We start from the raw sequence: 25,303 nt of genomic DNA on the forward strand, positions 1-25,303 counted from the left end.
GGTGGGGCCGACCACGCCGAGGGAGCCGAGGTGGAGCTCCTGCGGTCCGTAGCCGGTGGCCACGACGCTGGTCGCGGCGAGCTCGGAGTAGGGGCCTTCGTGGCCGATGCGCACGGTGAGCGCGTCGACGCCCGACTCCCCCAGCAGCTTGAGCAGCACGACGTGCTCCTCGAGCGCCTCGAGGAGGGGGCGGACGGCGGTGTCGAAGTCGCCGTAGCGCGCCAGGTTGGCGGTGCCGCTGACGGCGACCCGCTCGTCGCTGCGGTGGTCGGACATCGCCTCGGTGAGCACGGAGACGACCGCGCGCGTGACGTCGACGAGCTCGGGTCGCACCGTCTCGGGGAGGTCGCCCAGGGCGGTCGCGGCGGCAGCGATCTGCACGCCCGCGCTGGCCTGGTTGACCGCTGATCGCACCTCGGCGAGCTCGGTGTCGACGACCGTCTCGTCGAGCTCGACGAGGCGCTGCTCGACCCGCCCGCTGCTGAGGATGAGGATCACCATCAGCCGGGTCGGGGTGAGGGCGACGAGCTCGACGTGGCGCACGGTCGAGCGCGAGAGCGTGGGGTACTGCACGATCGCGACCTGTCGGGTCAGCTGGCTCAGCAGTCGCACCGAGCGACGTACGACGTCGTCCACATCGACCGCGCCGTCGAGCAGCGTCGAGATCGCGCGCCGCTCCGCCGCGCTCATCGGCTTGAGCGTGGCGAGCTTGTCGACGAAGAGCCGGTAGCCCTTGTCGGTGGGCACCCGTCCGGCGCTGGTGTGGGGCTGGTGGATGTAGCCCTCGTCCTCCAGCGCGGCCATGTCGTTGCGGACGGTCGCCGGCGAGACGCCCAGGCCGTGGCGCTCGACGAGCGCCTTCGAGCCGACGGGCTCCTCGGTGGCGACGTAGTCCTCCACGATGGCGCGCAGCACGTCGAGCTTGCGGTCGTCCACCACAGGAACCCTCCTCGCTGGCACTCGTCTGACGGGAGTGCCAACTCTACTCGCACGCCGTAGGGTCGCCGACATGCCCGACTTCGAAGAGGTGGCCCCTCGCGTGTGGGTGGCCCACTACGACTGGATGCACGTCAACATCGTGCTCGTCGGCGGGTCCGACGGTCTGGTCATGGTCGACACGCACGGCTCGGCCGAGCAGGCCCGCGTCGTCGCCGACGACGTGCGCCGCCTCGGCGCCGGACCGCTCACCGCGCTGGTCAACACCCACGAGCACTGGGACCACCACTTCGGCAACGCCACGATGGTCGAGGAGTTCGGCGCGATGCCGATCCACGCGACCGAGTGGGCCCGCGACCACGTCGAGGTGTCGTCGGGCCACACCTTCGAGATGTACGAGCAGGCCACCGACCACCCGCGCCGCGAGGAGGTCCTGGCCACGACCGTGCTGCCTCCGACGCACGTCTTCTCCTCCGCGGTGCAGCTCGACCTAGGCGACCGGGCCGTCGAGCTCGTCCACCCCGGCCGGGGCCACACCGCCGGCGACCTGGTCGTGCGCGTGCCCGACGCCGACGTCGTCCTCGGCGGCGACCTCGTCGAGGAGTCCGACCCCCCCTTCATCGGCGACGACTCGTTCCCGCTGGAGTGGCCCACCACGCTCGACCTGGTGCTCGGGCTGATGACCCCGGCGACCGTCGTCGTCCCGGGTCACGGCCGGGTCGTCGACAAGGACTTCGTGCAGGACCAGCGCATCGAGCTCGGCGTCATCGCCGAGACCATCCGCGACCTCGCCGCACGGGGCGTCCCGGTCGACCAGGCCCTCGTGACGGGTGAGTGGCCCTGGGAGCGCGAGCGGCTCGAGAGCGCCGTCCGCAGGGGCTACGAGCAGCTCCCGCGCGGCCACCGCCAGCTGCCCCTCGCCTGACACCGCCTATTGAGTTAGGGTCGCCTTACCTAACTCGAGGAGGCGCGGTGATCCCGTCCGAGGCGGCCCTGCTGGCGCGCAGCGTGCTGTCGTGCGCGCGGTCGATGACGCTCCGCGTCCACGAGGAGAGGCAGGTCTTCGGCGACGACGACTGCGACGTGACCACCGACGTGCACGGCTCGCCCGTCTTCAGCGCGCCGGAGGGCTCGGCCCTGGTCGCGGCCTCGCAGGGCAACGCGGTGGGGGTCGTCGAGGTGGTCAGCGGCCTCTCCGCCCCCGGCTCGGCCGGGCAGCGGCTCGACCTGTTCCTGCAGGGCACGTTGCGCCAGCGGGGCGCCGGCTGCGGGTGCTGCGGCGACCCCCGCGCGCTGGTCGGTCTCGACCTCGCACGCGTGACGCTCTTCCGCGACGACCGACCCGTGCCCGTCGACGTCACCCTGTTCCGCGACCGCCGGCACGTCCTCAACCCGGGCTACCTGCAGCGCACCGTCGAGCACGCCAACGACGCGCACGGGCCGGAGCTGCGCACCGCCATCGCCGCCGCCGTCGGAGCGCCCCTCCGGTCTCTGCTGGCCGCCGCGCTCGTCTCGGTCGACCCGAGCGGCGCCGAGGTCGCCTGGCTCGACGAGGCGGGCGCCCACCCGCACCGCATCGACTTCGCCCGACCCGTCACGTCTCCGCAGGAGCTCGGCGCGGCACTCCGGGCGCACCTGCACGCCGGCCTCTGCTGAGAGGCCCCGCCCGCCCCACCCCCAGGGGGCTGGCCCGCCGCCGGGTGCGCGGGTAGCAAGGACGGATGAGCGACAACGCCCCCGACCCGGCCCAGTCCACCGAGAACCCCGAGGCGACGAGCGGCACCAGCCCCGCCGACTCCGACCACTCCGGCGGCACCGCCTCCCCCGACGACGCCACCCTCGGCGGCATCTCCGACGACCAGCTCCCCGAGGACCTCCAGCCCGGCGAGGACAACCCCCTCGCCGAGCCGCTCGACCCCGACGCCGAGGAGACCAAGAGCCGCGAGGAGCTCGGGATGGACGACACCCAGGAAGACCTGGGCAACCCTCCCGTCGGTGAGTCGGGCGATTCGGGTGAGTCGGGTGAGTCCGGCGGCTCCGATGCCAACGAGGGCGACGGCGCCGAGGGCGCCGGCATCGCCGGCGGCTGACCTCGTCGCGCTGGACCTTGAGTCTCCCAGCGACTCAAGGTCCGACGGCGGCACCGCAGACACCCCGACACGCCCGGGATGCACAGTGAGTCTCCCCGCGACTCAGGGTCCAGCGGAGGCACCGCGGACACCCCGACACGCCCGGGATGCAGACTGAGTCTCCTAGCGACTCAGACTCCAGCGGCGACGTCGCCTCACTGCGTCACGCCAGCCAGACGAAGAACCCGACAATGCACGCGGCCGCGAGGGCCACGCTGCCCAGCGAGACCAACAGGTCCACCCACGGCGCGAGGCGCACCGGGCGGAAGGTTCCGTCCTCCACGTAGTCGTCCGTGCACCCACGGCGTGCCACCCCGAGTCGTGAGCCTGGTGTGCCTAACGTGGACCAGTGCCTGCCGATCGCTACGGAACCGACGTACTCTCCACCGACTGGCGCCGCCCCGCCCGCGGCCGCGCCACCGAGGTGCCCACCGAGCTGGGCATGGTGGTCGAGGAGGTCACGACCGACTGGTGCGGCGAGGTGGTCGCCGTCGACCGCGACATCGACACGCTGACGCTGGAGGACCGGCGCGGCAAGCGGCGTACGTTCCCGCTCGGCCCCGGCTTCCTGCTCGAGGGCAAGCCGGTCATCCTCACCAGGCCGGTGCGCGGCGGCGCGCCCGCCGCCCCCACCCGGACCGCCTCGGGATCGATCGCCGTGCACGGCGCCAAGGCGCGGGTGGCGCGGCAGAGCCGGATCTTCGTCGAGGGCCGCCACGACGCCGAGCTGGTCGAGAAGGTCTGGGGCGACGACCTGCGCGTCGAGGGCGTCGTCGTGGAGTACCTCGGCGGCGTCGACGACCTCGCCGACCACCTGCGCGACTTCCGGCCCGGCCCGCAGCGGCGCGTCGGCGTGCTGGTCGACCACCTGGTGGCGGGCTCGAAGGAGGCGCGGATCGCGCAGGGCATCGCCCGCTCGCCCATCGGCAAGCACGTCCTGGTCGTCGGCCACCCGTTCATCGACATCTGGCAGGCGGTGAAGCCCGACCGCCTCGGCATCGCACGGTGGCCCCACGTGCCCAAGGGCATCGACTGGAAGAAGGGCACCTGCCAGCAGCTCGGCTGGCCGCACCGCGACCAGGCCGACATCGCCCGCGCCTGGAAGCACGTCCTGGGCCGGGTCAGCTCCTACGCCGACCTCGAGCCCGAGCTGCTCGGCCGGGTCGAGGAGCTCATCGACTTCACCACCGCGCCGTAGGCCGCCGGCGTCAGTCCACGAGGTCGCGGACCACGGCGTCGGCCAGCAGCCGGCCGCGCTGGGTGAGCACGAGCCGCTCGGCCGACAGCTCGACCAGTCCGTCGGCGACGAGTCGGGCGACCTGCGAGCGGCCCGTGGCCTCGAGCGCGGACACCGGCAGCCCCTCCACCAGGCGGATCTCGAGCAGGATGCGCTCCATGCGCTGCGAGCGGTAGCCGAGGACCTCGCGCGCGAGCGCCGGCGAGACGCCGCGGCCGAGCCGCTCGGCGTACGCCGCGGGGTGCTTGACGTTCCACCAGCGCACGCCACCGACGTGCGAGTGCGCGCCCGGACCGACGCCCCACCAGTGGCCGCCGGTCCAGTAGAGCAGGTTGTGGCGGCACCAGTGGTCGGGCGAGGTGGCCCAGTTGGAGACCTCGTACCACTGCATCCCGGCGGCGGCGAACCGCTCGTCGGCGAGGTGGTACTTGTCGGCGAGGTCGTCCTCGTCGGGCATCGGCAGCTCGCCGCGCGCGACCTGGCGCGCCATCGCGGTGCCCTCCTCCACGATGAGGGAGTACGCCGAGACGTGGTCGGGCGAGCACGACAGGGCGGCCTCGACCGAGGTCTCCCAGTCGGCGAGCGACTCCCCCGGCGTGCCGTAGATGAGGTCGAGGCTGACGTCGTCGAAGCCCGCCTGGCGCGCCCAGTCGACCGCCGCCGGCACCCGCAGCGGGTCGTGGGTGCGGTCGAGGGTGCGCAGCACGTGGTCGACGGCGGACTGCATGCCGAAGCTGATCCGGTTGAAGCCGGCCGTGCGCAGCTCCTCGAGGTCCCAGGCCGCGACGCTGTCGGGGTTGGCCTCGGTGGTGATCTCGACGTCGTCGACCAGGCCGAACTCCGCCGCGGCGCTCGCCACGATCGCGCCGAGGTCGGCCGCCTTCAGCAGGGTCGGCGTGCCGCCGCCGAAGAAGATGGTCTCGATCGGGACGTCGCGGTGGCCGAGCACCTGGCGCGCGAAGCGGATCTCGCGGATCGCCGCCTCGGCGTAGGTCGAGCGGCTCGCGCCGACCTCGTCGCCGAGCTCGTGGGCGGTGTAGGTGTTGAAGTCGCAGTAGCCGCAGCGCACGCTGCAGAACGGCACGTGGACGTAGAGGCCGAAGGGCTTGCTGCCGAACTCGGCCCACGCCTCGTCGGGCAGCAGGCCGTCCTCGGGGGCGACGTCACCGTCGGGCTGAGCGGGGGGCACGCGGGTATCCAACCACGCGCACACCCCCGCTCAGGAGTCCCGGCTCAGGCGTACATCTCCTCGATGAGCGCCTTGTGGTTGTCCTCCACGACGTTGCGCTTGACCTTCATCGACGGCGTCAGCTCGCCCGACTCGACGGTGAGGTCGTGGTCGAGGAGCTTCCACTTCTTGATCGTCTCCCACCGGTTGAGGTGGGTGTTGAGGTCGTCGACGTAGCCGGCGACCATCTGCTGCACTGCCTGGGAACGCACGAGGTCGGTGTAGGACGCCCCGGACATCCCGTTCTCGTCGGCCCAGCCGGCCATCGCGTCGGGGTCGAGGGTGATGAGGGCGACGCAGTAGTTGCGCTCGTCGCCGAAGACCATGAACTGGCTGGCGTAGGGGCACACCGCCTTGAACTTCGACTCGATCGCCGGCGGGGCGATGTACTTGCCGCCCGAGGTCTTGAACAGCTCCTTGATGCGCCCAGTGATGACCAGGTGGCCGTCGGCGTCGAGGGTGCCCTTGTCGCCGGTGTGCAGCCAGCCGTCGGAGGTCAGCGTGCGCGCCGTCTCCTCGGGGAGGTTGTGGTAGCCGTCCATGACGCCGGGACCCTTGATCATGATCTCGTCGTTCTCGCCGAGCTTGACCTCGCTGCCGGGGAAGACCGGACCGACCGTGCCGAACTTGTTGGCGTCGGGGTGGTTCACGAACGAGCCCGCGGACGTCTCGGTGAGGCCGTAGCCCTCGAGGATCGTGATGCCGGCCGCGCCGAACCACTCGGCGATGTCGCGGTTGAGCGCCGCAGCACCGGAGATGAAGAACCGGACGCGTCCGCCGAAGCGGTCGCGGATCTTGGTGAACACGAGCCTGTCGTAGATCCCGTGCTGCACCTTCAGGCCCAGCGGCACCGGCTTGCCCTCGTCCTTGAGCCGGGCGACCTGCAGGCCGACCTTGAAGGCGTTCTGGAAGATCTTCTCCTTGGCGCCGCCCTCGGCGGCCTGCATCGTGACGATGCGGCCGTGGGCCTTCTCGAAGATGCGGGGTGCCGCACCCATGAAGGTCGGCTTCACGACACCCAGGTTGTCGACGATCTTGTCGACGCGACCGTCGATCGCGGCGGCGAAGCCGCACGCCATCTGCGTCGACATCAGCACCTTGCCGAACGAGTGGGCCATCGGCAGCCAGCGGAACTCCAGGTCGCTCTCCGACAGGATCCCCTGCGCGCGGATCGCCTCGCCCTCGTAGACCCACGAGGAGTGGCGCAGCCGCACGCCCTTGGGCCGGCCGGTGGTGCCGGAGGTGTAGATCAGGGTCGCGAGCTGGTCGGGCCGGATCGCCTGCGACGTGGTGCGCACGACGTCGGGCTGCTCGGCGAGCAGCTCCTTGCCCAGCGCGGCCAGGTCGTCGAGGGAGATCACCCAGTCGCCGTCGGCGCGGCCGTCGAAGGTGACGACCTTGCCGACGTGGGGCAGCTCGGCGCGGTGGGCGGTGAGCTTGGCGAGCTGCTCGTCGTCCTCGGCGAAGACGACGCGGCTCTCGGAGTCGCCGAGGATGTAGACGGTGTCCTCGGCGTTGGTGCTCGGGTAGACCGTGGTGGTCGCGCCGGCGGCGCACATGATCGCCAGGTCGGCGAGGATCCACTCGTAGCGGGTGCCCGACGCGATCCCGACGCGCTGCTCGGGCTGGACGCCGAGCGCCACGAGGCCGGCGGCGAGCGCCTCGACGCGGTCGCCGGCCTGCTTCCACGTCACCGACTCCCAGGCCTCGCCGCGGGGGAAGCGGAAGGCCTCGGCGTCGGGGGTCGCGGTGACCCGGTCGAAGAACTGGACGGCCACGTTGGCCGGCATGCTGGCGAGGAAGCTGGTGTCGATCGGGACCGCCATCGGGGACCTACTCATTCCGTCGGGGCGAGGCGGACGAAGCCTCGCTGCGGGGGCTGGGCTGCTGACTTGGGCTGTAACCTAGATCACTGTGTTTACCGGGCGGTAGCAAACGCGCCGGAATCGTCCGCCCTGCGGGACGTCGTCAGTCCTGGACGGCCTTGGTGATCGCGATGCACCGGGTGATCCAGTCCTGCTCGTCCGGCTCCAGGCCGCGTCCGGCCGCCCGGGCGTCCTGGACGGTCCAGCCGGCGTTGACGACCATCCGCACCACCACCCAGTCGCGGGCCCGGGCCTCGTCGAGCCCGCCCGCGTCGACCAGCGCGTGGAACCGGCGGCGCAGGCCGTCGCGCAGCGACCCCACGGCCAGCGGACCGGTCAGCTCCTCCATCCGCTTCCAGAGCATCGGCGCGGGCTCGTAGTGCGGGTCGCCGACCATCGGCTTCGGGTCGATGGCGTGCCACTCCCCCGCGTCGTCGGCCATCACGTTGGCGTAGTGCAGGTCGCCGTGCACGACGACCGGCTCGGGTGCGTCGGCGAGCAGGTCGGGCCCGAGCGAGAGCGCCTGCTCGACGTAGCGCCGCGGCACCGGGAGGTCGCGTCCCAGCCCGTCGAGCTCGTCCAGCCACCGTCCGACGTACGACGCGAGGCTCGCCAGCTGCGGCAGCGGGGGCACGTGGAGCCGGCCGTAGAGCGCGCCGACGACCTCGCAGGCCTCGACGTCCCAGGCGTCCGCCAGGTCGGGGCCGGGGAGCCAGTCGAGCAGCAACGCCCGCCGGCGAGGGTCGGCACGCCGCAGGCGTACGGCACCGTCACCGCCCCACCGCTGCAGCGCCAGTCCCTCGTGCTGCGACTCCTCGTCGCCGTCGAAGGTGACCTTGAGGGCGCCGGGCACCCCGTCGGCGTCGGTGACCGGCACGACCAGCGAGCAGTGCCCGTGCCGGCTCGGACCGGTCGGCCGCAGGTGCCACTCCTCGAGGAGGTCGGCCGCCAGCCGCGGGAGCCGGTCGAGCCAGGCGCTCCAGTCGGCCCCGAGCGAGCGCTGCGCGAGCAGGTCCTCGGGGATGGTGACGGGCACGTCGCGAGCCTAGGGTGGGCGCCATGAGCGAGCGGCAGCAGCCCTGGTCGGACGCGGAGGTCCGTCACGGGCGCCTCCTCGTGCTCAGCGACAACCCGATCTCCCGCGCGATCACCACGATCGCGACCGCTGCGGGTCGCGAGGTCGTGGTGGTCGCCGACGACGACGGCGGCCCCGGGCTCGACCCGCAGCCGGGCGACGCGGTCGTGCTCTGCGACCACGACGCCCCCGACGCGCCGGCGGTCCTCCGCCACGCGCTCGGCTCGGGCGCCGCCTACGTGGCCATGATGGCCAGCCGCCGCCGCGCCGCCGGCCTCGTCGAGGAGCTCACCGCCGAGGGCGTCGACACGAGCACGCTGCACGTCCCGGCCGGGCTCGACCTCGGCGGCAAGGGCCCCGGCGAGATCGCCCTGTCCGTCGTGGCCGAGGTGGTCGCGGAGTCCTACGGCCGCCCCGGCGGTCCGATGCGCGGCTGAGGCCGTGCCGCTGTCCTGGGAGGACCTCGCCGCGGCTGCGCTCGCCCGCCAGCTCCCGGAGGACCCCGGCGGGTCCGGGGTGGCGGCGCGCCTGGACCTCGTCGGGCCGGTCCAGTCGCAGACCGCCCGGTCACCGTTCCTGGCGCTCGCCGCGCGATTCCCCGGCACCACCCGCGCCGAGGTCGAGGCGGCGTACGAGGACGGCTCGCTGGTGCGCGGCAGCACGATCCGCGGCACCGTCCACACCGCCACCCCCGCGCAGTACGCCGCCCTCGGCGCGGCGACCCGGGTCGGCCAGCGCACCCTGTGGCAGCGCATGCTCAAGCTGGAGCGCTCGAGCCTCGACGACCTGTGGACGGCCACCGAGGAGTTCGCCGCCGGGTGGCGCACGCCCGACGAGCTGCAGGACCACCTCCACCGCTGGCTGGTCACCCACGAGGGACGCGACGACGTCACCGGCAACGCGGCCGGGCGCTACCTCGCCTTCGGCCACGGCGGCCTGGTGCGGCGCCCGGTCAACGGCGACTGGGCGGGTCAGGGCGCGCCCGAGTACCGCACGCTGCCGCCAGTCGTCGCCGCCACGCTCCGCGACGCCGTGCTCCTCCACCTCCGCTGCCACGGCCCGGCCTCGCGCCACGACGTCGCCTGGTGGTCGGGGCTGGGGCTGCGCGTCGTCGACGACGTGCTCGCCGGCCTCGACGGGCTGCTCGCCGACGAGGGCCCCGACGGGCGCACGTACGTCTCCCTCCCCGACGCGCCGGCGTCGCGGACCGACCACGGGGTGCGGCTGCTGCCGGAGTTCGACGCCCTGATGTGCGCCTACGAGCCGTCCGCGCGCGTGCGGTTCGCCGAGCGCCACCACCTCGACCGGCTGTGGTCGGGCGCCAACGGGATGGTGCTGCCCCCGCTCCTGGTCGACGGGCGGATCACCGGCTACTGGCGCGCCACCGGCTCGGCGCGCCGCCGACCGCTCGAGGTGGTGTGGTTCGCCCGTACCCGCCGCCCGCGCTCGGGCGAGCTCGACGCGCCCGTCGCCGCGCTGGAGGCGGCGCTCGGCATCGAGGTCGCCTCCGTGACGCTCAGCCGCGAGGACCTCGGGCGCGGGTCGGTCAGCCCCGGTCGAGGGTGACGACGGCGACCGTGCAGCGCCCGGCCACCTCGCCCGGTCCGACGACGAGGCTGCGGGCGTCCGGGCCGGTGAGCACGTAGGCCGCCTGGTCGTCGGCGAGGGGCAGGGCCGAGCCGCGGCCGAGCTCGAGGACCGTGACGTGGGGCGAGACCGACGGGTCGGCGACCACGTTGAGTGCCCGGACCGGACCCTCCGGCAGCCGCGCGACGACGTCGTCGTCGCCGGAGAAGGCGAAGGGGCGCTGCGGCTCGACGACGTGCGACACGCCGTCGACCAGCAGCTCGAGCACCGTGCCCTCGACCACCGTGAGCAGCCGGCGCCAGCCCGCGAACCGCGAGAACGGCCCTTCGGCCGCCACGTCGGCCAGGCTGACGCGCCAGGCCCCGTCGTCGGCGACGAGCAGCTCGCGGGTCGTGCCGCCGCCGTCGGCCCACGGCTGGGGCGCGACGTCGTCGCTGCGCACGACCCGGGCCACTACTTCTTGGCCTTCTCCGCGGGCTGCGTGGTGGACAGGGCGGCGACGAACGCCTCCGGCGGCACCTCGACCGAGCCGATGTTCTTCATCCGCTTCTTGCCCGCCTTCTGCTTCTCGAGCAGCTTGCGCTTGCGGCTGATGTCGCCGCCGTAGCACTTGGCGAGGACGTCCTTGCGGATCGCGCGGATGGTCTCGCGGGCGATCACCCGGGCGCCGATGGCGGCCTGGATCGGGACCTCGAACTGCTGGCGCGGGATGAGGTCCTTGAGCTTGCCGGCCATCATCACGCCGTAGGAGTACGCCGCGTCGCGGTGGATGATCGCGCTGAACGCGTCGACCGGCTCGCCCTGCAGCAGGATGTCGACCTTCACCAGGTCGGCGGCCTGCTCGCCCGAGCGCTCGTAGTCGAGCGAGGCGTAGCCCTTGGTGCGCGACTTCAGCTGGTCGAAGAAGTCGAAGACGATCTCGCCCATCGGCAGCGTGTAGCGCATCTCGACGCGGTCCTCGGAGAGGTAGTCCATCCCCTGCAGGTTGCCGCGCTTGAGCTGGCACAGCTCCATGATCGTGCCGATGAAGTCGGACGGCGCGAGGATCGTCGCCTTCACCACCGGCTCGCGGACCTCGGCGACCTTGCCGTCGGGGTACTCGCTGGGGTTGGTCACCTCGTGGCGCGAGCCGTCGTCCATGACGACCTCGTAGACCACGTTGGGCGCGGTCGAGATGAGGTCGAGGTCGAACTCGCGCTCGAGCCGGTCGCGGGTGATCTCCATGTGGAGCAGCCCGAGGAAGCCGCAGCGGAAGCCGAAGCCGAGCGCGCCGGACGTCTCGGGCTCGTAGGTGAGCGCGGCGTCGTTGAGCTGCAGCTTCTCGAGCGCGTCGCGCAGGCCGGGGTAGTCGTCGCCGTCGATCGGGTAGAGACCGGCGTAGACCATCGGGTTCGGGTGCTTGTAGCCACCGAGCGACTCGGTGGCCCCGTGGTGCTGCGAGGTGACCGTGTCGCCCACGCGCGACTGGCGCACGTCCTTCACGCCGGTGATGAGGTAGCCGACCTCGCCGACGCCGATCTCCCCCGCCTTGACCGGCTCGGGGCTGATTACGCCGACCTCGAGCATCTCGTGGACCGCGTTGGTCGACATCATCTTGATCCGGTCGCGGTGGCTGAGCTTGCCGTCGACGACGCGGACGTAGGTGACCACGCCGCGGTAGGTGTCGTAGACCGAGTCGAAGATCAGCGCGCGGGCCGGGGCGTCGGCGTCGCCCGTCGGGGCCGGCGTCTGCCGGACGATCTCGTTGAGGAGCGCCTCGACGCCGACGCCGGTCTTGGCGCTGGTGAGCAGCACCTCCTCGGGCTCGCAGCCGACCAGGCCGGCGAGCTCGGCGGCGTACTTCTCCACGTTGGCGCTCGGCAGGTCGATCTTGTTGAGCACCGGGATGATGTGGAGGTCGGCCCCCATCGCGAGGTAGAGGTTCGCCAGAGTCTGGGCCTCGATGCCCTGCGCGGCGTCGACCAGGAGGATCGCGGCCTCGCACGCCTCGAGGCTGCGCGAGACCTCGTAGGTGAAGTCGACGTGGCCCGGGGTGTCGATCATGTTGAGCACGTAGGTGCCGGGCTCGGCGCCCTGCTCGTTGTCGGCGGGGACCGTCCAGGGCATCCGCACGGCCTGCGACTTGATCGTGATGCCGCGCTCGCGCTCGATGTCCATGCGGTCGAGGTACTGCGCCCGCGACGCCCGCTCGTCGACGACCCCGGTGAGCTGCAGCATCCGGTCGGCGAGCGTCGACTTGCCGTGGTCGATGTGCGCGATGATGCAGAAGTTGCGGATGATCGACGGGTCGGTCGAGCCAGGCTTCGGTGCGTGGGAGAGGCTCACGGACTGCTTTCGGGAGTACGACGGCGGGGCGGGGCCATTCTTCCATGCAGCCCCGGGGGCGCCGAACCGACGACGCTCGCTAGCGTGCGACGGTGACCCGGCCGCCGCACGCATCCCACCTGCCCCTCGTGCCGGCGGCCGCGTTCGTGCTCGTCTGGTCGTCGGGCTACATCTCCGGGCCGGCGGCGGTCCACGCCGCCGCACCGTTCACGGTGCTCGGGTGGCGCTTCGTGCTGGCCGCCGTCCTCGGCGCCTCCCTCGCCCTGGCGTTGCGCCGTCCGACCGGGATGGACCGCGCGGTGCTCGGACGGGTCGCGGCGGTCGGGCTCGTGATGAACGCGGTGCAGTTCGGCCTGATGTACGTCGCCTTCGACCTCGGCCTGGGCGCCACGCTCGCCTCCCTGTTCCACGCGCTCAGCCCGGTGCTGACCGCGCTCCTGGCCGCGGCGCTGCTCGGCGAGCGGGTCACCCGCCTCCAGGTCGGCGGCTTCGCGGTCGGGGTGGTCGGCGTGCTGCTGGTGCTCGGCTCCGACCTCGGCCACGCCGGCGGGCCGGTCGCCGTGCTGGTGGGCTGCCTCAGCATGCTCACGCTCAGCCTCGGCACCCTCGGCCAGCGCTGGATCGGCGCCCGGCCCGACCTGCTGTGGTCGGCCGCGGTCCAGTTCGCCGTCTCCGCTCCCCCGCTGCTGGTGCTCGGCTGGCTCACCGAGGGCCTCTGGCCGGTCAGCGACACCCACCGGGCGGTCGTCTCCGTGCTGTTCCTGGCTGTCGTGAACTCGATCGTCGGGCTGGTGCTGCTGTCGCTGCTGGTGCTGCGCGGCGGCTCGGGCGCGGCCGCGAGCCTGTTCTTCCTCAGCCCGCCCGTGACGGCGGTGCTCGCCTGGCTGGTCCTCGACGAGACGCTGACCGCCACCCAGCTCGTCGGTCTGGTCGTCGCGGTCGTCGGCGTCGGCGCCGCCACCCGCACGCGCCGCACCCCGGCGCCCGTCGGGGCGCGTGACGACGCTCAGGACGTCGGCACCCAGTAGCGCCGCTTGACGCCCCGCACGTCCTCCAGCACGCCGCCCGCCGACTCGATCACCCGCGCCGACGCCACGTTGGTCTCGTCGCAGGTGACCAGCGCCGGGTCGATGCCGAGGTCGTGCGCCCACGGCAGCGCCGCCCGGAGCATCGCGGTCGCGTGGCCCTCGCGACGCCGCGTCGGGCGTACGTCGTAGCCGATGTGGCCGCCCACCTCCAGCAGGAAGTCGGTCAGCCGGTGCCGGATCGCCAGCCGGCCGAGGTAGTCGGTGCCGTCGACCCACCACAGGGTCGTGCAGGGCACGTGCCACTCGGGCCGCGGCGAGTCCTCCAGCGCGTCCGCGCGCACCGCCTCGACGAAGGCCGCGAACCCCTCCGCGCTCGACCACCCGTCGCCGTTCGTCTCGATCCAGGCCGCCGTCTGGCTGTTCTCCGCACCCTCGGCGACGAACTCCTCCATCGCCTCGAGGAAGGAGTCGCGGACGGCGGTGGTCGGCAGGATCAGCTCGGGCACGGCCCCAGTCTGTCGCTGCGCGGCCGACGGCCTCCACCCGATATCGGGTGGGGTCGGCCGAGGGGCGTGGGGAAGGATGCCCGCATGTCCCGCCGCGCGCCGCTCGCCCCGTACCCCGCACCCCACGAGCGGACGGCGCGCCGCCTGGAGTGGGCCTTCCTGCCGCCGAACCTCCGGGCGTACGTCGAGCGGAGGTGCGGGTCGCCGGTGGTCGAGGCGCACTCGCGCACGACCGGGTTCACCCCCGGCTTCGCCTCGGTGCTGGTCTGCGAGGACGGCTCGCGCCACTTCGTGAAGGCCGCCTCGGTCAAGGCGCAGCGGATGTTCGCCGACGCCTACCGCGAGGAGGCGCGCAAGCTCGCCGCGCTCCCGGCGTCGGTGCCGGCCCCTCGGCTGCTCTGGCACCTCGACGACGACTGGGTGGTGCTCGGCATCGCGTACGCCGAGGGCCGGCCGCCGCAGCGTCCGTGGGTGTCCAGCGAGCTCGACGCGCTGCTCGACGCGCTGGAGGTGGTCGTGGACGAGACCACCCCGCCGCCGGCCGCCCTGCAGCTGGACGACGCCTCCGTGGACCTCGCGGGGCTCCCGGCCGCCTGGGCGCAGGTGCGTGCGCACCGCGACGACCTCGACGCCAGCCACGTGGCCGAGGCGGAGGCGCTGGCCGGCCGCTTCGCCGAGGTCGTCGACGGCGACACCCTCGTGCACACCGACATCCGCTCGGACAACGTCATCCTCGGCCCCGACGGGCGCGCGGTGGTGTGCGACTGGAACTTCCCGGTGCGCGGGGCGGCGTGGTTCGACTCGTTCGCCGCGCTCATCGCGCCCCGGGGCGAGGGCATCGACGTCGACGCCGTCATCGCGTCGCGGCGGCTCCTGCGCGACGTGCCGGCCGAGACGTTCGACATCGCGCTCGCCCTCTACGTCGGCTACTTCCTCTCCCAGTGCGAGCAGCCGGTGCCCCCGACGTCGCCGCACCTGCGCGAGCACCAGCGCTGGCAGGGCGAGGTGTGCTGGGACTGGTTGTGCGAGCGCCGGGGCTGGTCGTGACCGCGCCCCGGGCCGTCGGCGTACGCCTGCCCTACGCCGCGGTGCCCGGACGGGTGCGTGCCTGGGTCGACGCCACCCTCGGCTCCCCGGTCGTCGCCACCGCCGAGCAGGTCGGCGGGATGTCCCCGGGCTGCGCCACCCGGCTGACCTGCGCCGACGGCACCCGCGCCTTCGTCAAGGCGGTCGGCGCGGAGCTCAACCCCGACACCCCCGGCCTGTTCCGGCGCGAGGTCGGCGTGCTGGAGCACCTCGGCGCGCACGAGCTGTGGGCCCGGCTGCTGGCGTCCTACGACGACGGCGACTGGGTCGCGCTGCTCGTCGAGGACGTCGAGGGCCGCCACCCCGACTTCACCGACCCAGCCGAGGTCGGCGCCGTCCTCTCCGGCACCGACCGGCTCTCCGCAGTCCTGGCCGAGCGCGGCGCGCCGCCCTCGGTCGCGCTGGTCGAGGCGGCGGACACGTTCGTGAAGTGGGCCGACTCGCTCGACTCCCTGCCCCACGCCTCGCCCGCGGCCCCGGTCCCGGCGTGGCTGCGGGCCGACCGCCGCGACTGGGCCGACGTGCTGCGACGCGAGGCCGCCCGCCCCGACCTGCGGGTCCTGCACTGGGACATCCGCGTCGACAACCTGCTGCGCCGGCCCTCGGGCGAGGTGGTCTTCGTCGACTGGGGCGTCGCCGCCCGCGGGCCGGCCTGGGTCGACCCGCTGCTCGCCCGGATGGAGCGGGTCGAGGAGGCGTGGTTCGACGACGCCGTGGCGGGCTCCGCCGCCCTGGCGGAGGCTGGTGACGAGGTCGTCACGGCGTTCCTGGCCGGCTTCGGCAGCCACCTGGCGCTCCGCTCGGTCGTCGCGGTCGACGTCAACCTGCCCACGATCAACGATTTCCGCATCGCCGAGTCCAGGCGGATGCTGGGAGCCGTCGCACGGCGTACGGGGCACGAGCCCGACTGAGCGATTTGGGCGCGCACGAGGCGTGCCGGTAGAGTTCCTCACTGCGCGTCCGGCACCCGACCCTCCCCGTCCCGATGGGAGGGATTGCCAGGCAGCCGACAAGCACCAGACTTTCCGATTCCGGTCGAGCACTCAAGGATCCACACGTGGCGAACATCAAGTCCCAGATCAAGCGCAACAAGCAGAACGAGAAGGCGCGTCAGCGCAACCAGGCCGTGAAGTCGCGCCTGAAGACCGCCGTTCGCAAGTTCCGCGAGCTGTCCGAGGCAGGCGACAAGGACGCCGCTCTGACCGCCGGTCGCGACGCGATGAAGCAGCTCGACAAGGCCGCCTCGAAGGGCGTCATCCACGCCAACCAGGCCGCCAACCGCAAGTCCTCGATCGCCAAGAAGGCCGCGTCGCTCTGACCGCAGCCCTCCGCCGAGCACCCGCCCTCGTGGCGGGTGTTCTGCATTTCGGGCCCGGGACGGACCCGCTGCCTCAGCGCGCCTCGCGCAGTCCCGCCACGGTGAGCACCAGCCGCTCCAGGGTGTAGGACGCGTCGTGCGCCTGCCCCTTGATGTCGGCGTCGGCGACCGCGACCGCGCGGACCGCGGCGGCGATCCCCTCCGCGCTCCAGGAGCGTGACTGGTCGCGCACGGTGCGGACCTTCCACGGCGGGACGCCGAGGTCGCGGGCCAGGTCGGCGTCGCGGGCGCCCCGCGAGGCGCCGAGGTAGCGCGCGATGCTCCGCGCCGAGGCGGCCATCGCCGAGGTGACCAGGACCGTCGCGGTGCCCGTGTCGAGCGCCCAGCGCAGCTCCTCCAGCGCCTGCGCCCGACGTCCGGAGAACGCGGCATCGGCCACCGTGAACGACTTGGCCTCCGCACGACCGCCGAAGTAGCGCTGGACCTTGTCGACCGTGAGCTGCTCGTCGGGGAAGTCGTTGGTGAGCTGGTCGGCCGCGGCCGCGAGGGAGCGCAGGTCGTTGCCCACCGCCTGCACGAGGAACGCCGCCGCGGCGGAGGCGATGCGGGCGCCGTGGGAGGCGACCTCGGAGGTCACGAACGCCGGCATCTCGGAAGGCTTGACCTCCTCCGACTTCACCTCCGTCACGGCGGGGAGCTTGCGCAGCCTGGTCAGCACGCCGCTGCCCTTCTGGCCGCCGGAGTGCACGAGCACGAGGGCGACGTCCTCGGACGGGGCCGCGCAGTAGCCCAGGAGCCCGTCGACGGACTCGTCGGGCAGGTCCTCGAGCCCGCGGACGACCACGCACCGGATCGAGGAGAAGAGCGAGGGCGCCGACATCTCGCCCAGCGAGGCCAGGGTGAGCTCCGCGGCCTGCGACTCCGCCATCTCGGCGTCGCCGTCGTGGGCCCGCACGGCGTCACGCACGGACGCCACCGTGCGGGCGGAGAGGTACTCCTCCTTGCCCGTCACGAGGACGACGTGGCCGAGGACCTGGGCGGCGGTGGGAGTACGTGCCATGGTGCGGCGATCCTATCGGCGCGCGACGACACCGACCCCTCCCTCCCGCGCGACCACGGCGACGTCGCCGGACAGGTCGGTGCGCCACACCTGCATGCCCGCCGCAGTGAGGGCGGTGAGGAGGTCGGGCGAGGGGTGGCCGTAGTCGTTGTCGGCGCCCACCGACACCAGCGCCGCCCGGGCGCCCAGCGAGGACAGCCAGTCGAGGTCCTGGTGCCGGCTGCCGTGGTGGGGCACCTTCAGCACGTCGACGGCCAGGCCCGGCAGGTCGCGCGCGAGCGCGGCCTGCACCGACGGCTCCACGTCGCCGGTCAGCAGCACCCGCACGCCGCGCACCTGCGCCAGGAGCACCACCGAGGCGTCGTTCGGCGCGCTCTCCCCCGCCGCGCCCGGCCCGGCGCCCGGGCGCGGCCACACGACCTGCATCCTCACGTCGCCGACCTGCCGGGTGGTGCCGTAGGCCGCCACGTCCGGCGCGGCGCCGACCGCCTCGCCGACGAGCCTGACGCCGCCGGCCGGCTCGAGGAGCGAGGTGGACTCCACCCGGCCGACCTCGCGCCCCTCGAGCACCCCGTCGAGGCCGTCGACGTGGTCGGCGTGGAAGTGGGTCAGCACGACGAGCGGCACCGCGCGGACCCCGAGCCGGTCGAGGCAGGAGTCCATCGCCTCGGGGTCGGGACCGGCATCCACCACGACCGCCGTGCGCGGAGCCGCGCGCAGGACCAGGCCGTCGCCCTGGCCGACGTCGCAGGCCACCAGCACCCAGCCCTCCGGCGGCCACCCCGGGCTCGGCGGGCGCACCACGACGACGGCGACGAGCAGTCCGGTGCAGGCGAGCGCGGACCCGGGCCGGCGCAGCAGCCGCGGGGCGAGCGGCACGGCCAGCACGCAGGCGAGGGTCAGCCCGGCGAGGGCGACCGGTCCGGTCCCCCACGCCACGGCCGCCGTCGGCACCGCCGCCCCGGTCCGGGCCACCGCGATGATCCACTGGGCGGACCACGCGGCCGGGGCGGCGACCACCGTCCCCGTCGGGTGCCACAGCAGCGCCAGCAGGCCGCCCGCCAGCCCGAGGACCGTGGCCGGGGCGACCGCCGGCGCGGCCAGGAGGTTGGCGCCGACGGCCACCAGGCTGACCTGTCCCGAGAGGGCCGCGACCACGGGCGTGCAGGCGACCTGCGCCGCGAGCGGCACCGCGACCGCCTCGGCCACCCAGCGCGGCGTCCAGCGTGCGAGGGCGTCACGCCAGCCGGGGGCCAGCAGGAGGATGCCGGCGGTCGCGAGGGCCGACAGCGCGAAGCCCGCGCTCACCGCCAGGCGCGGCCAGAGCAGGAGCAGCCCCAGCACCGCGACCCCGAGCCCGCGCGTGCCCCGTGAGCGACCGTTGCGCCCGAGGCCGAGGAGGGCGACCGTGCCCATCGCCGCCGCGCGCACGACGCTCGGCTCCGCCCGCGCCGTCATGACGAAGCCGACGATGCCCGCGGCGGCGAGCACGTGCAGCCACCGCCCACGGACGCCGGCCCAGCGCCCCAGCACGAGCAGGAAGCCGACGACCAGGGTGAGGTTGGTGCCGCTCACCGCGAGGAGGTGGGTCAGGCCCGTCGTCCGGAAGTCGTCGGCGAGGTCGGGGGCGAGCCCGCCGTCGTCACCCACCACCAGCGCCGGCACCAGCTCGCGGGCGTCCGCGTCGCGACCCGCGACGACCGAGCGCACCGATGCCCGCACCGCCGCCGCGCCGTCCCACCACCCCGAGGGTGGACGGACGACCCGCGGGTCACCGAGCGGACGCACCAGGGCGGCTACGTCGTCGTCGGAGGCCACCAGCCGGGCCGAGGTGTCGACGACGGTGCCGAGCGGGAGGCGCGGCCAGTCCTCGGCGGCCATGACCACGACCGGCACGTCGAGCGACCAGGCGCTCCCCCGCCCCTCGAGGCGCTGGACGCGAGCCTGCACGACCCGGAGGTCGCCGTACTGGCCCGGCACCACCCGGGTGTCGGACGTCAGGTCGAGCCGGACCTCCACGACGGCGCCGCGCTGGGCCAGCGCCGCCACCGGTGACGTCGAGACGACCGCCTGCTGGAGCGCGGCCACGCCGGCGACCGCGACGAGGGCGGCCAGCGGGCCGAGCCAGGCCGGGCCCCACCACCGTCGGCGCACCCCGATGCCGACGAGGGCGACGACCAGCAGCACGGACGCCACCGCGGCCATGCCCGGGAGGACCAGCGCGAGGAGCGCGCCGCACCATGCGCCGAGACCGACCGCGAGCGCGCGGAGGTCGGGCGGCGCGGGCACCACGGTCAGAGGGTCACGTGGGGCGCGATGTCGGCCAGGGTCGCCTCGCCGATGCCGTCGACCTCGAGGAGCTCGTCGACGGAGGTGAACGCGCCGTGCTCCGAGCGCCACGCCAGGATCGCCTCGGCGGTCACCGGGCCGACCCCCGGCAGCGACTCCAGGGCCGCCTGGTCGGCCGCGTTGAGGTTGACCAGCGCCCCGTCACCGGCCGGCGGCGCGCCGAGGCTCCCCGCGACCCCCGCTGCCGGCGCGGGGCCGACGAGGATCTGCTCGCCGTCGACGACGACCCGGGCGAGGTTGAGGCCGGCCAGGTCCACGCCCCGCCGCGCACCGCCCGCCGCCTCGATCGCGTCGACCACCCGGGATCCCGGCGGCAGGACGGCGATGCCCGGGCGACGTACCTTGCCCGCGACGTCGACGACCACCTCCACCCCGCCCGCGGCGGCGCTCTCCGCCGGCTGCTCCCCCGCGGCGGGTCCGTCCGAGCCGGGCACGGCAGCGAGCGGCGGCGCGGCGGTGGGGGTCGCGGGGGCGAGGGGCACGGCCTCGGCCTGGTCGCGCACCGCCCACCACGCGGCGAGCCCGACGGCGACGGCCGCGACCACCGCGACGAGCGCCAGGTGGAGCGGGCCGAGCTGCAAGCCGCCGACCCGCAGCCGCCGGGAGGCGTGGCGTCCGGGGACCGGCAGCACGACGGGCGCGGGCGGCTCCCCGCGGTCGCGCACCCGGGTGTGGGTGGGCCCCTCGCCCTCAGGGCCCGGCGCGGCCCCGGACTCGCCGCGTACGGCGGCCAGCTCGGCGCTCAGCGTCGCCAGCCGCCGCGACACCGCCTCGGCGTGCTCGGAGGAGGACTGGGACCGTCGCATGCCTCCACGCTAGGAAGCGCGGACCCTGCGCCGACAGACCCTCGGAGCGATCTGTGGACAGGCGTCGGCGCGGCCGCGCCTCCCCCGTGTTGCTTCACCATGGGATGTCGCTGGACCCGCACTTCCCCCACGCAGCTGCCTTCGGGAAGTGCGCATCGACCGACATCCCATGGTGAAGCGGCAGCGGGCGGCACGAGCGGGGCGAGGCGGAGCCAGGGCGGACTAGTCGACCGCGGTTGACGCTAGACGCACGCCATGGCGTGCGTCGAGCGGACAACGGTCCGCTCGAGTCACCCCGTGGACGCCCGCCCGCGTACGCCAGCGGGGGGGTACGCCGTCAGGGGCGGGGCGAGACGCAGACGGCGACCATGCCGGGCCCGACGTGGGCGCCGAGGACCGCGCCGAGCTCACCGCACATCACCTCGCGGCCTTCGAGCCCGTCGGCCAGGCGCTCGGTGAGCGAGGCCGCGAGCTCGGCGGCGCGCTCGGGGTTGGCGAGGTGGGCGACGCAGACGTCGACCGGCAGGTCGCCGGCCGCCTCCACAGCGAGGTCGGCCAGGCGGGCGAGGGCGCGCGACGCCGTGCGGACGCGCTCGCGCGGGACCACCTTGCCGTCGACGATCTCCAGCAACGGCTTGACCGCGAGCGCGCTGCCCAGCAGGGCGGCGGCCCCGCCGATGCGCCCGCCGCGGCGCAGGTGCTCGAGGGTGTCGACGTAGAACAGCGAGGTGGCCGCGCGGCCCCGGGCCAGCGCCGCTTCGGCCGCGTCCTGGCCGCTGCCCCCGGCGTCGACGACGTCGGCGGCGGTCAGGGTGGCGTAGCCGGTGGCGATGCCGACCTGGCCGGAGTCGACGACGTGCACGGGCAGGTCGACCTCGAGGGCCCCGAGCTGGGCCGACTCGAAGGTGCCGCTCATCTCGCCGGAGAGGTGGACCGAGACGATCTCCTCGGCGCCGTCGGCGGCGAGGGCGCGGTAGAGCTGGGCGAACAGCGCGGGTGCGGGTCGCGAGGTGCTGACGGGCACGAACTCGCGCAGCGCCTCCGCGACGACGTCGGGCGTCGCGCCGCCCGGCCCCTCCTCGAGCACCTGGGCACCGACCACCACCTGCAGCGGCACGACCCGGATGCCGCGAGCCTCCACCAGCTCGGCGGGGAGGCTCGCGGTCGAGTCCGTGACGACGACCACGCGCGGCATGTCAGCGACCCTAGCGGGGCACGAGGAACGAGTGCCACGCGTGGGTCACGAGGTCGAGCGAGCGGCGGGACCGAGCCTTCGAGGGCGCGCAGGAGCGCGTCGAGACCCGCGCCCTCGAACGCTCAGACGACGATGTTGACCAGCTTGGGCGCCCGCACGACCACCTTGCGCACCGGCGCCCCGTCGATGGCGCGCTGCACGCCCGGGTCGGCCAGCGCCAGCGACTCCAGGTCGGCGTCGCTGATGTCGGGCGAGACCTCCAGGCGTCCCTTCACCTTGCCCTTGACCTGCACGACCGCGGTGACGGTGTCCTCGACCAGCAGCGCCTCGTCGACGGCCGGCCAGCCGGCGCGGACGACGGTCGCGGTGCGGTCGGGGTTGCGACCCAGCCGCTCCCACATCTCCTCGGCCGTGTAGGGCGCGACCAGCGACAGCAGCACCGCGACGGCCTCGGTGGCCTCGCGCACCGCCGGGTCGGCCGGGCCGCAGCCGGAGTCGATCGCCTTGCGGGTCGCGTTGACCAGCTCCATCACCCGGGCGACCATCACGTTGAAGCGGTACGTCTCGACCAGCTCGGCCGCGTCGTGCACCGTGCGGGCGGTCACCCGCCGCAGCGCCTCGTCGCCGCCCGTCACGTCGACGCCCGGCTCGGAGGTGACGTCGCCGGACAGCCGCCAGGCACGCTGCAGGAAGCGCAGCGAGCCGTCGGGCGACATGTTGGCCCAGTCGATGTCGTCCTCCGGCGGGCCGGCGAAGACCAGCGTCAGGCGCACCGCGTCGACGCCGAAGGCACCCAGCTGCTCGCCCAGGTTGACGCCGTTGCCCAGCGACTTGCTCATCTTCTTGCCCTGGTTGATCACGAAGCCCTGGTTCAGCTGTGCCGACCACGGCTCACGGAAGTCGACCAGGCCCATGTCGTTCAGCACCTTGGTGAAGAACCGGCCGTACAGCAGGTGCAGCACCGCGTGCTCGACGCCGCCGACGTACAGGTTGGTCGGCATCCAGGCGTTGACCTTGGCGCTGTCGAACGGCGCGTCGGCCTCGTGGGGCGAGCAGTAGCGGAACATGTACCAGGACGAGTCCACGAAGGTGTCCATGGTGTCGGTGTCGCGGGTGGCCGGGCCGCCGCAGGTCGGGCAGGTGGTGGCGACCCAGTCGGTGGCACCGCCCAGCGGCGAGGTGCCCTTCGGCTTCAGGTCGGCGCCCTTCAGCATCGGCAGCGTCACCGGCAGCTGGTCCTCGGGCACCGCGACCTCGCCGTGCTCGGGGCAGTGCACGATCGGGATCGGCGCACCCCAGTAGCGCTGGCGGCTCAGCAGCCAGTCGCGCAGGCGGTAGTTGACCGCTCCGGAGCCGCGGCCCTCGGCCTCCAGCCGCTCGATGATCGCGCGGATGCCGGACGCCTTGTCGCCCAGGCCGTCCAGCGGCCCGCTGTTGACGTACGTCCCGTCGCCCGAGGTCGCGACACCGCTCTCCTCCGGGTCGTCGGCACCCGGTACGTCGATGACGCGACGCACCGGCAGGCCCATGGCGCGGGCGAAGTCCAGGTCGCGCTGGTCGTGCGCGGGCACGGCCATGATCGCGCCGGTGCCGTAGTCGGCCAGGACGTAGTCGCTCGCCCACACCGGCACCTCCTCGCCGGAGACGGGGTTGGTCGCGGTGATGCCCAGGTCGACGCCCGTCTTGGGCCGGTCGGTGGCCAGGCGGTCGATGTCGGAGGCCTTGCGGACCTCGACCAGGTAGTCCTGCAGCGCCTGCGCGCGGTCGGGGTGCACGATCTCGGCGGCCAGCGCCGCGTCGGCCGCGACCACCATGAACGTCGCGCCGTACAGCGTGTCGGGGCGGGTCGTGTAGACCTCGACGTCACGCTCGCCACCGGCGGTGTGCAGGGTGAAGCTCACGTGGGCGCCCTCGGAGCGGCCGATCCAGTTGCGCTGCGCGGTCACCACGCGGTCGGGCCAGGTCTGCTCCAGCTCGTCCAGGCCGTCCAGCAGCTCCTGGGCGTAGTCGGTGATCTTGAAGTACCACTGGGTCAGCTCCTTCTTGGTCACCTCCGCCCCGCAGCGCTCGCACTGGCCTCCGACGACCTGCTCGTTGGCCAGGACCGTCTGGTCCCGCGGGCACCAGTTGACCGGGCTGTTCTTGCGGTAGGCCAGGCCGCGCTCGAAGAACTTCAGGAACAGCCACTGGGTCCAGCGGTAGTACTCCGGGTCGGAGGTGTTGAAGGTGCGCGACCAGTCGAACGACGCGGCGTAGCGCCGGCACGACTCGATCGAGCGCGCGATGTTGGCGCGCGTGTAGGTGTCGGGGTGCTCGTCGTTGCGGATCGCGGCGTTCTCGGCGGGCAGCCCGAAGGAGTCGAAGCCCATCGGGTTCAGCACCTCGTAGCCGCGCTGCCACCAGTAGCGCGCCACCACGTCGTGCAGCGCGAAGACCTCGGCGTGACCCATGTGCAGGTCGCCGCTCGGGTAGGGGAACATCGTCAGCGCGTAGCGCTTCTCGCGCGGGCTGTCGTCGTCGGCCCGGAAGGGCTCCAGCTCCTCCCAGACCCGCTGCCACTTGGTCTCGGTGGCCTCGATGTCGTAGGTGGTCTCGCCGTGGCCGGTCTGGGGGTTGCTCTGCTCGGGGTTCATCTCTCTCGCTCCTTGGGGGTCCTGCTCCCGACATGAAAAAACCCCTCACGCATGGAGGGGTGGCCGCGGTGACTGCCTGGACGGTGGGTCAGCGCGGCTGTCGAAGGAGCAGGATCTGCGACGGCACACGCCCATGGTAGCCCCTCGCGGCGCGATGCCGGAGCCACGGCCGTGCGCCGCAGACGTGCGGCGGCACGGCCGTGCCCGGGGTCAGCGGATGATCTGCGGGGTCAGCGGCGGGTTCCACCACTCGCCGTTGTAGGCCTTGACCGCCCCGATGACGTGGAGGATGCCGGCCCACACGAGCGGCACCGCGAAGACCGGCAGCAGCAGCACGAACCCGATGCCGAGCGTGACGATGCCGAGGACGACGTAGACCACCCCGAGGACCACGAGCCACACGAACATCGAGATCTGCACGTTGATCGAGTTCGCCGCGTGCGAGCGCACGAACGGCCCACGGTCCTTGTGGATCAGGTAGACCGCGACCGAGGCGACGAAGCCGAGGAACCCCGCGGAGACGACCATCGCGACCACGGCGCCCGCGTGGCTGAGCATGCCCCAGGTGCGCTCGTCCTGCGCCGACATCGGCTGCGCCGGCGGGCGGTAGCCCTGCGGGGCGGCGTACGGCTGCTGGCCGTGGGGCGGCTCGCCCTGCTGGCCGTACTGCTGGCCGTAGGGCTGGCCGTAGGGCTGCTGCGGGTCGTGGGGCTGGCCCTGCTGCGGGTACTGGTCGGACATCTCACTCATTCCTCGATGGGCGCGCGCCTCGGTGTGTGGGGTCAACCCAACCACCTCCGGGCGGCGAATTCACGTCGCTCGGGGTGCGTCCGGGGTCGGCTCAGGGTGCCGCCCGGGTCGCGGTCGTGCCGCTCCCTCCGCCCCCGGGCCGGGGTGGTCCAGTGGCAGACGGTCGTGCCGGGCCCGGATCCACGACGAC

The 25,303-nt window shown here is 73.6% G+C and carries 23 protein-coding genes; 10 read left to right on the forward strand and 13 right to left on the reverse strand.

The annotated features are described in order from the left end of the window. Positions 1-939 (reverse strand): heat-inducible transcriptional repressor HrcA (gene hrcA, locus ACFFJG_RS16090; protein ID WP_378519800.1); only part of this gene is annotated, 939 nt, incomplete at its 3' end. A 70-nt stretch (positions 940-1,009) separates the two neighbouring features. On the opposite strand from hrcA, the gene ACFFJG_RS16095 reads away from it, so the two are divergent. The 4 genes from ACFFJG_RS16095 (at position 1,010) to ACFFJG_RS16110 (ending at position 4,263) form a co-directional block, all read left to right on the forward strand. After that, positions 1,010-1,861: an MBL fold metallo-hydrolase gene (locus tag ACFFJG_RS16095; protein WP_378519801.1), complete on the forward strand. Its 852-nt coding sequence runs from the start codon at positions 1,010-1,012 to the stop codon at positions 1,859-1,861. 47 nt (positions 1,862-1,908) lie between these two features. Continuing rightward, positions 1,909-2,592: a DUF2470 domain-containing protein gene (locus ACFFJG_RS16100; RefSeq protein WP_378519802.1), complete on the forward strand. Its 684-nt coding sequence runs from the start codon at positions 1,909-1,911 to the stop codon at positions 2,590-2,592. A 65-nt stretch (positions 2,593-2,657) separates the two neighbouring features. Then, positions 2,658-3,026, forward strand: a complete 369-nt coding sequence (locus tag ACFFJG_RS16105; protein WP_378519803.1) for a hypothetical protein — start codon at positions 2,658-2,660, stop codon at positions 3,024-3,026. A 388-nt stretch (positions 3,027-3,414) separates the two neighbouring features. After that, positions 3,415-4,263: a DUF3097 domain-containing protein gene (locus ACFFJG_RS16110; RefSeq protein ID WP_378519804.1), complete on the forward strand. Its 849-nt coding sequence runs from the start codon at positions 3,415-3,417 to the stop codon at positions 4,261-4,263. A gap of 10 nt (positions 4,264-4,273) precedes the next feature. Here ACFFJG_RS16110 and hemW read toward each other — a convergent pair whose 3' ends face one another. The 3 genes from hemW to ACFFJG_RS16125 form a co-directional block, all read right to left on the reverse strand. Beyond that, positions 4,274-5,491: a radical SAM family heme chaperone HemW gene (gene hemW / locus ACFFJG_RS16115; RefSeq protein WP_378519805.1), complete on the reverse strand. Its 1,218-nt coding sequence runs from the start codon at positions 5,489-5,491 to the stop codon at positions 4,274-4,276. 44 nt (positions 5,492-5,535) lie between these two features. After that, positions 5,536-7,356 carry an AMP-dependent synthetase/ligase gene (locus tag ACFFJG_RS16120; protein WP_378519806.1) on the reverse strand — a complete coding sequence of 607 codons (1,821 nt, stop codon included), beginning with the start codon at positions 7,354-7,356 and terminating at the stop codon, positions 5,536-5,538. A gap of 142 nt (positions 7,357-7,498) precedes the next feature. Then, on the reverse strand, positions 7,499-8,431 hold the full coding sequence (locus ACFFJG_RS16125) for an aminoglycoside phosphotransferase family protein (RefSeq protein WP_378519807.1): 933 nt from the start codon (positions 8,429-8,431) through the stop codon (positions 7,499-7,501). Positions 8,432-8,454: 23 nt separating this feature from the next. Between ACFFJG_RS16125 and ACFFJG_RS16130 the strand changes: the two genes are divergently transcribed. Beyond that, positions 8,455-8,907, forward strand: coding sequence for an XdhC family protein (locus ACFFJG_RS16130; protein ID WP_378519808.1), 453 nt, complete (start codon positions 8,455-8,457; stop codon positions 8,905-8,907). A 4-nt stretch (positions 8,908-8,911) separates the two neighbouring features. Next, entirely contained in the window at positions 8,912-10,036 is a 1,125-nt protein-coding gene (locus tag ACFFJG_RS16135) for a winged helix DNA-binding domain-containing protein (RefSeq protein ID WP_378519809.1), read from the forward strand. Here ACFFJG_RS16135 and ACFFJG_RS16140 read toward each other — a convergent pair. Beyond that, positions 10,017-10,499 carry a HutD/Ves family protein gene (locus tag ACFFJG_RS16140; RefSeq protein WP_378519810.1) on the reverse strand — a complete coding sequence of 161 codons (483 nt, stop codon included), beginning with the start codon at positions 10,497-10,499 and terminating at the stop codon, positions 10,017-10,019. The genes ACFFJG_RS16135 and ACFFJG_RS16140 overlap by 20 nt on opposite strands. 11 nt (positions 10,500-10,510) lie before the next feature. Beyond that, the gene (lepA, locus tag ACFFJG_RS16145; protein ID WP_378519811.1) at positions 10,511-12,382 is read right to left on the reverse strand and encodes a translation elongation factor 4; all 1,872 of its coding nucleotides are present in this window, start codon (positions 12,380-12,382) and stop codon (positions 10,511-10,513) included. Positions 12,383-12,474: 92 nt separating this feature from the next. Here lepA and ACFFJG_RS16150 point away from each other — a divergent pair, with 92 nt between their 5' ends. Beyond that, positions 12,475-13,410 (forward strand): DMT family transporter, encoded by a 936-nt coding sequence (locus tag ACFFJG_RS16150; protein ID WP_378519812.1) that lies wholly within the window; start codon positions 12,475-12,477, stop codon positions 13,408-13,410. On the opposite strand, the gene ACFFJG_RS16155 is transcribed toward ACFFJG_RS16150, so the two are convergent. Continuing rightward, positions 13,389-13,916: a GNAT family N-acetyltransferase gene (locus ACFFJG_RS16155; RefSeq protein WP_378519813.1), complete on the reverse strand. Its 528-nt coding sequence runs from the start codon at positions 13,914-13,916 to the stop codon at positions 13,389-13,391. The genes ACFFJG_RS16150 and ACFFJG_RS16155 overlap by 22 nt on opposite strands. 84 nt (positions 13,917-14,000) lie before the next feature. Between ACFFJG_RS16155 and ACFFJG_RS16160 the strand changes: the two genes are divergently transcribed. The 3 genes from ACFFJG_RS16160 (at position 14,001) to rpsT (ending at position 16,320) form a co-directional block, all read left to right on the forward strand. Next, entirely contained in the window at positions 14,001-14,963 is a 963-nt protein-coding gene (locus ACFFJG_RS16160) for a phosphotransferase family protein (RefSeq protein ID WP_378519814.1), read from the forward strand. Further along, complete coding sequence (locus ACFFJG_RS16165; protein WP_378519815.1) at positions 14,960-15,913, forward strand: aminoglycoside phosphotransferase/kinase family protein; 954 nt, start codon at positions 14,960-14,962, stop codon at positions 15,911-15,913. The genes ACFFJG_RS16160 and ACFFJG_RS16165 overlap by 4 nt, the downstream gene beginning before the upstream one ends. A gap of 146 nt (positions 15,914-16,059) precedes the next feature. Beyond that, positions 16,060-16,320: a 30S ribosomal protein S20 gene (gene rpsT, locus ACFFJG_RS16170; protein ID WP_378519816.1), complete on the forward strand. Its 261-nt coding sequence runs from the start codon at positions 16,060-16,062 to the stop codon at positions 16,318-16,320. A 73-nt stretch (positions 16,321-16,393) separates the two neighbouring features. Here rpsT and holA read toward each other — a convergent pair whose 3' ends face one another. The 6 genes from holA to ACFFJG_RS16200 form a co-directional block, all read right to left on the reverse strand. Then, positions 16,394-17,380, reverse strand: a complete 987-nt coding sequence (gene holA, locus ACFFJG_RS16175; RefSeq protein WP_378519817.1) for a DNA polymerase III subunit delta — start codon at positions 17,378-17,380, stop codon at positions 16,394-16,396. 12 nt (positions 17,381-17,392) lie between these two features. Then, positions 17,393-19,672, reverse strand: a complete 2,280-nt coding sequence (locus tag ACFFJG_RS16180) for a ComEC/Rec2 family competence protein (protein WP_378519818.1) — start codon at positions 19,670-19,672, stop codon at positions 17,393-17,395. Between the two features lie 2 nt (positions 19,673-19,674). Then, a complete protein-coding gene (locus ACFFJG_RS16185) occupies positions 19,675-20,535 on the reverse strand; it encodes a helix-hairpin-helix domain-containing protein (protein ID WP_378519819.1) in 861 nt (286 codons plus the stop codon). A gap of 337 nt (positions 20,536-20,872) precedes the next feature. Then, the gene (locus ACFFJG_RS16190; RefSeq protein WP_378519820.1) at positions 20,873-21,730 is read right to left on the reverse strand and encodes a DegV family protein; all 858 of its coding nucleotides are present in this window, start codon (positions 21,728-21,730) and stop codon (positions 20,873-20,875) included. Positions 21,731-21,852: 122 nt separating this feature from the next. Continuing rightward, positions 21,853-24,363: a leucine--tRNA ligase gene (gene leuS / locus ACFFJG_RS16195; RefSeq protein WP_378519821.1), complete on the reverse strand. Its 2,511-nt coding sequence runs from the start codon at positions 24,361-24,363 to the stop codon at positions 21,853-21,855. 210 nt (positions 24,364-24,573) lie between these two features. Beyond that, positions 24,574-25,113 (reverse strand): DUF4870 domain-containing protein, encoded by a 540-nt coding sequence (locus ACFFJG_RS16200; RefSeq protein ID WP_378519822.1) that lies wholly within the window; start codon positions 25,111-25,113, stop codon positions 24,574-24,576. Positions 25,114-25,303: the final 190 nt, after the last annotated feature.

Origin of the sequence: Nocardioides zeicaulis (genome assembly GCF_042432345.1) — a bacterium.
In the GTDB taxonomy this organism is placed as follows: domain Bacteria; phylum Actinomycetota; class Actinomycetes; order Propionibacteriales; family Nocardioidaceae; genus Nocardioides; species Nocardioides zeicaulis.

Excerpts from the sequence above, each read along its gene's own strand:
- leuS (WP_378519821.1), bottom strand. The coding sequence starts at position 24,363 with ATGAACCCCGAGCAGAGCAACCCCCAGACCGGCCACGGCGAGACCACC.
- ACFFJG_RS16185 (WP_378519819.1), bottom strand. The coding sequence starts at position 20,535 with ATGCGACGGTCCCAGTCCTCCTCCGAGCACGCCGAGGCGGTGTCGCGG.
- ACFFJG_RS16160 (WP_378519814.1), top strand. The coding sequence starts at position 14,001 with ATGTCCCGCCGCGCGCCGCTCGCCCCGTACCCCGCACCCCACGAGCGG.
- ACFFJG_RS16120 (WP_378519806.1), bottom strand. The coding sequence starts at position 7,356 with ATGGCGGTCCCGATCGACACCAGCTTCCTCGCCAGCATGCCGGCCAAC.
- holA (WP_378519817.1), bottom strand. The coding sequence starts at position 17,380 with ATGGCACGTACTCCCACCGCCGCCCAGGTCCTCGGCCACGTCGTCCTC.
- ACFFJG_RS16190 (WP_378519820.1), bottom strand. The coding sequence starts at position 21,730 with ATGCCGCGCGTGGTCGTCGTCACGGACTCGACCGCGAGCCTCCCCGCC.
- ACFFJG_RS16105 (WP_378519803.1), top strand. The coding sequence starts at position 2,658 with ATGAGCGACAACGCCCCCGACCCGGCCCAGTCCACCGAGAACCCCGAG.
- ACFFJG_RS16095 (WP_378519801.1), top strand. The coding sequence starts at position 1,010 with ATGCCCGACTTCGAAGAGGTGGCCCCTCGCGTGTGGGTGGCCCACTAC.
- ACFFJG_RS16200 (WP_378519822.1), bottom strand. The coding sequence starts at position 25,113 with ATGAGTGAGATGTCCGACCAGTACCCGCAGCAGGGCCAGCCCCACGAC.
- ACFFJG_RS16130 (WP_378519808.1), top strand. The coding sequence starts at position 8,455 with ATGAGCGAGCGGCAGCAGCCCTGGTCGGACGCGGAGGTCCGTCACGGG.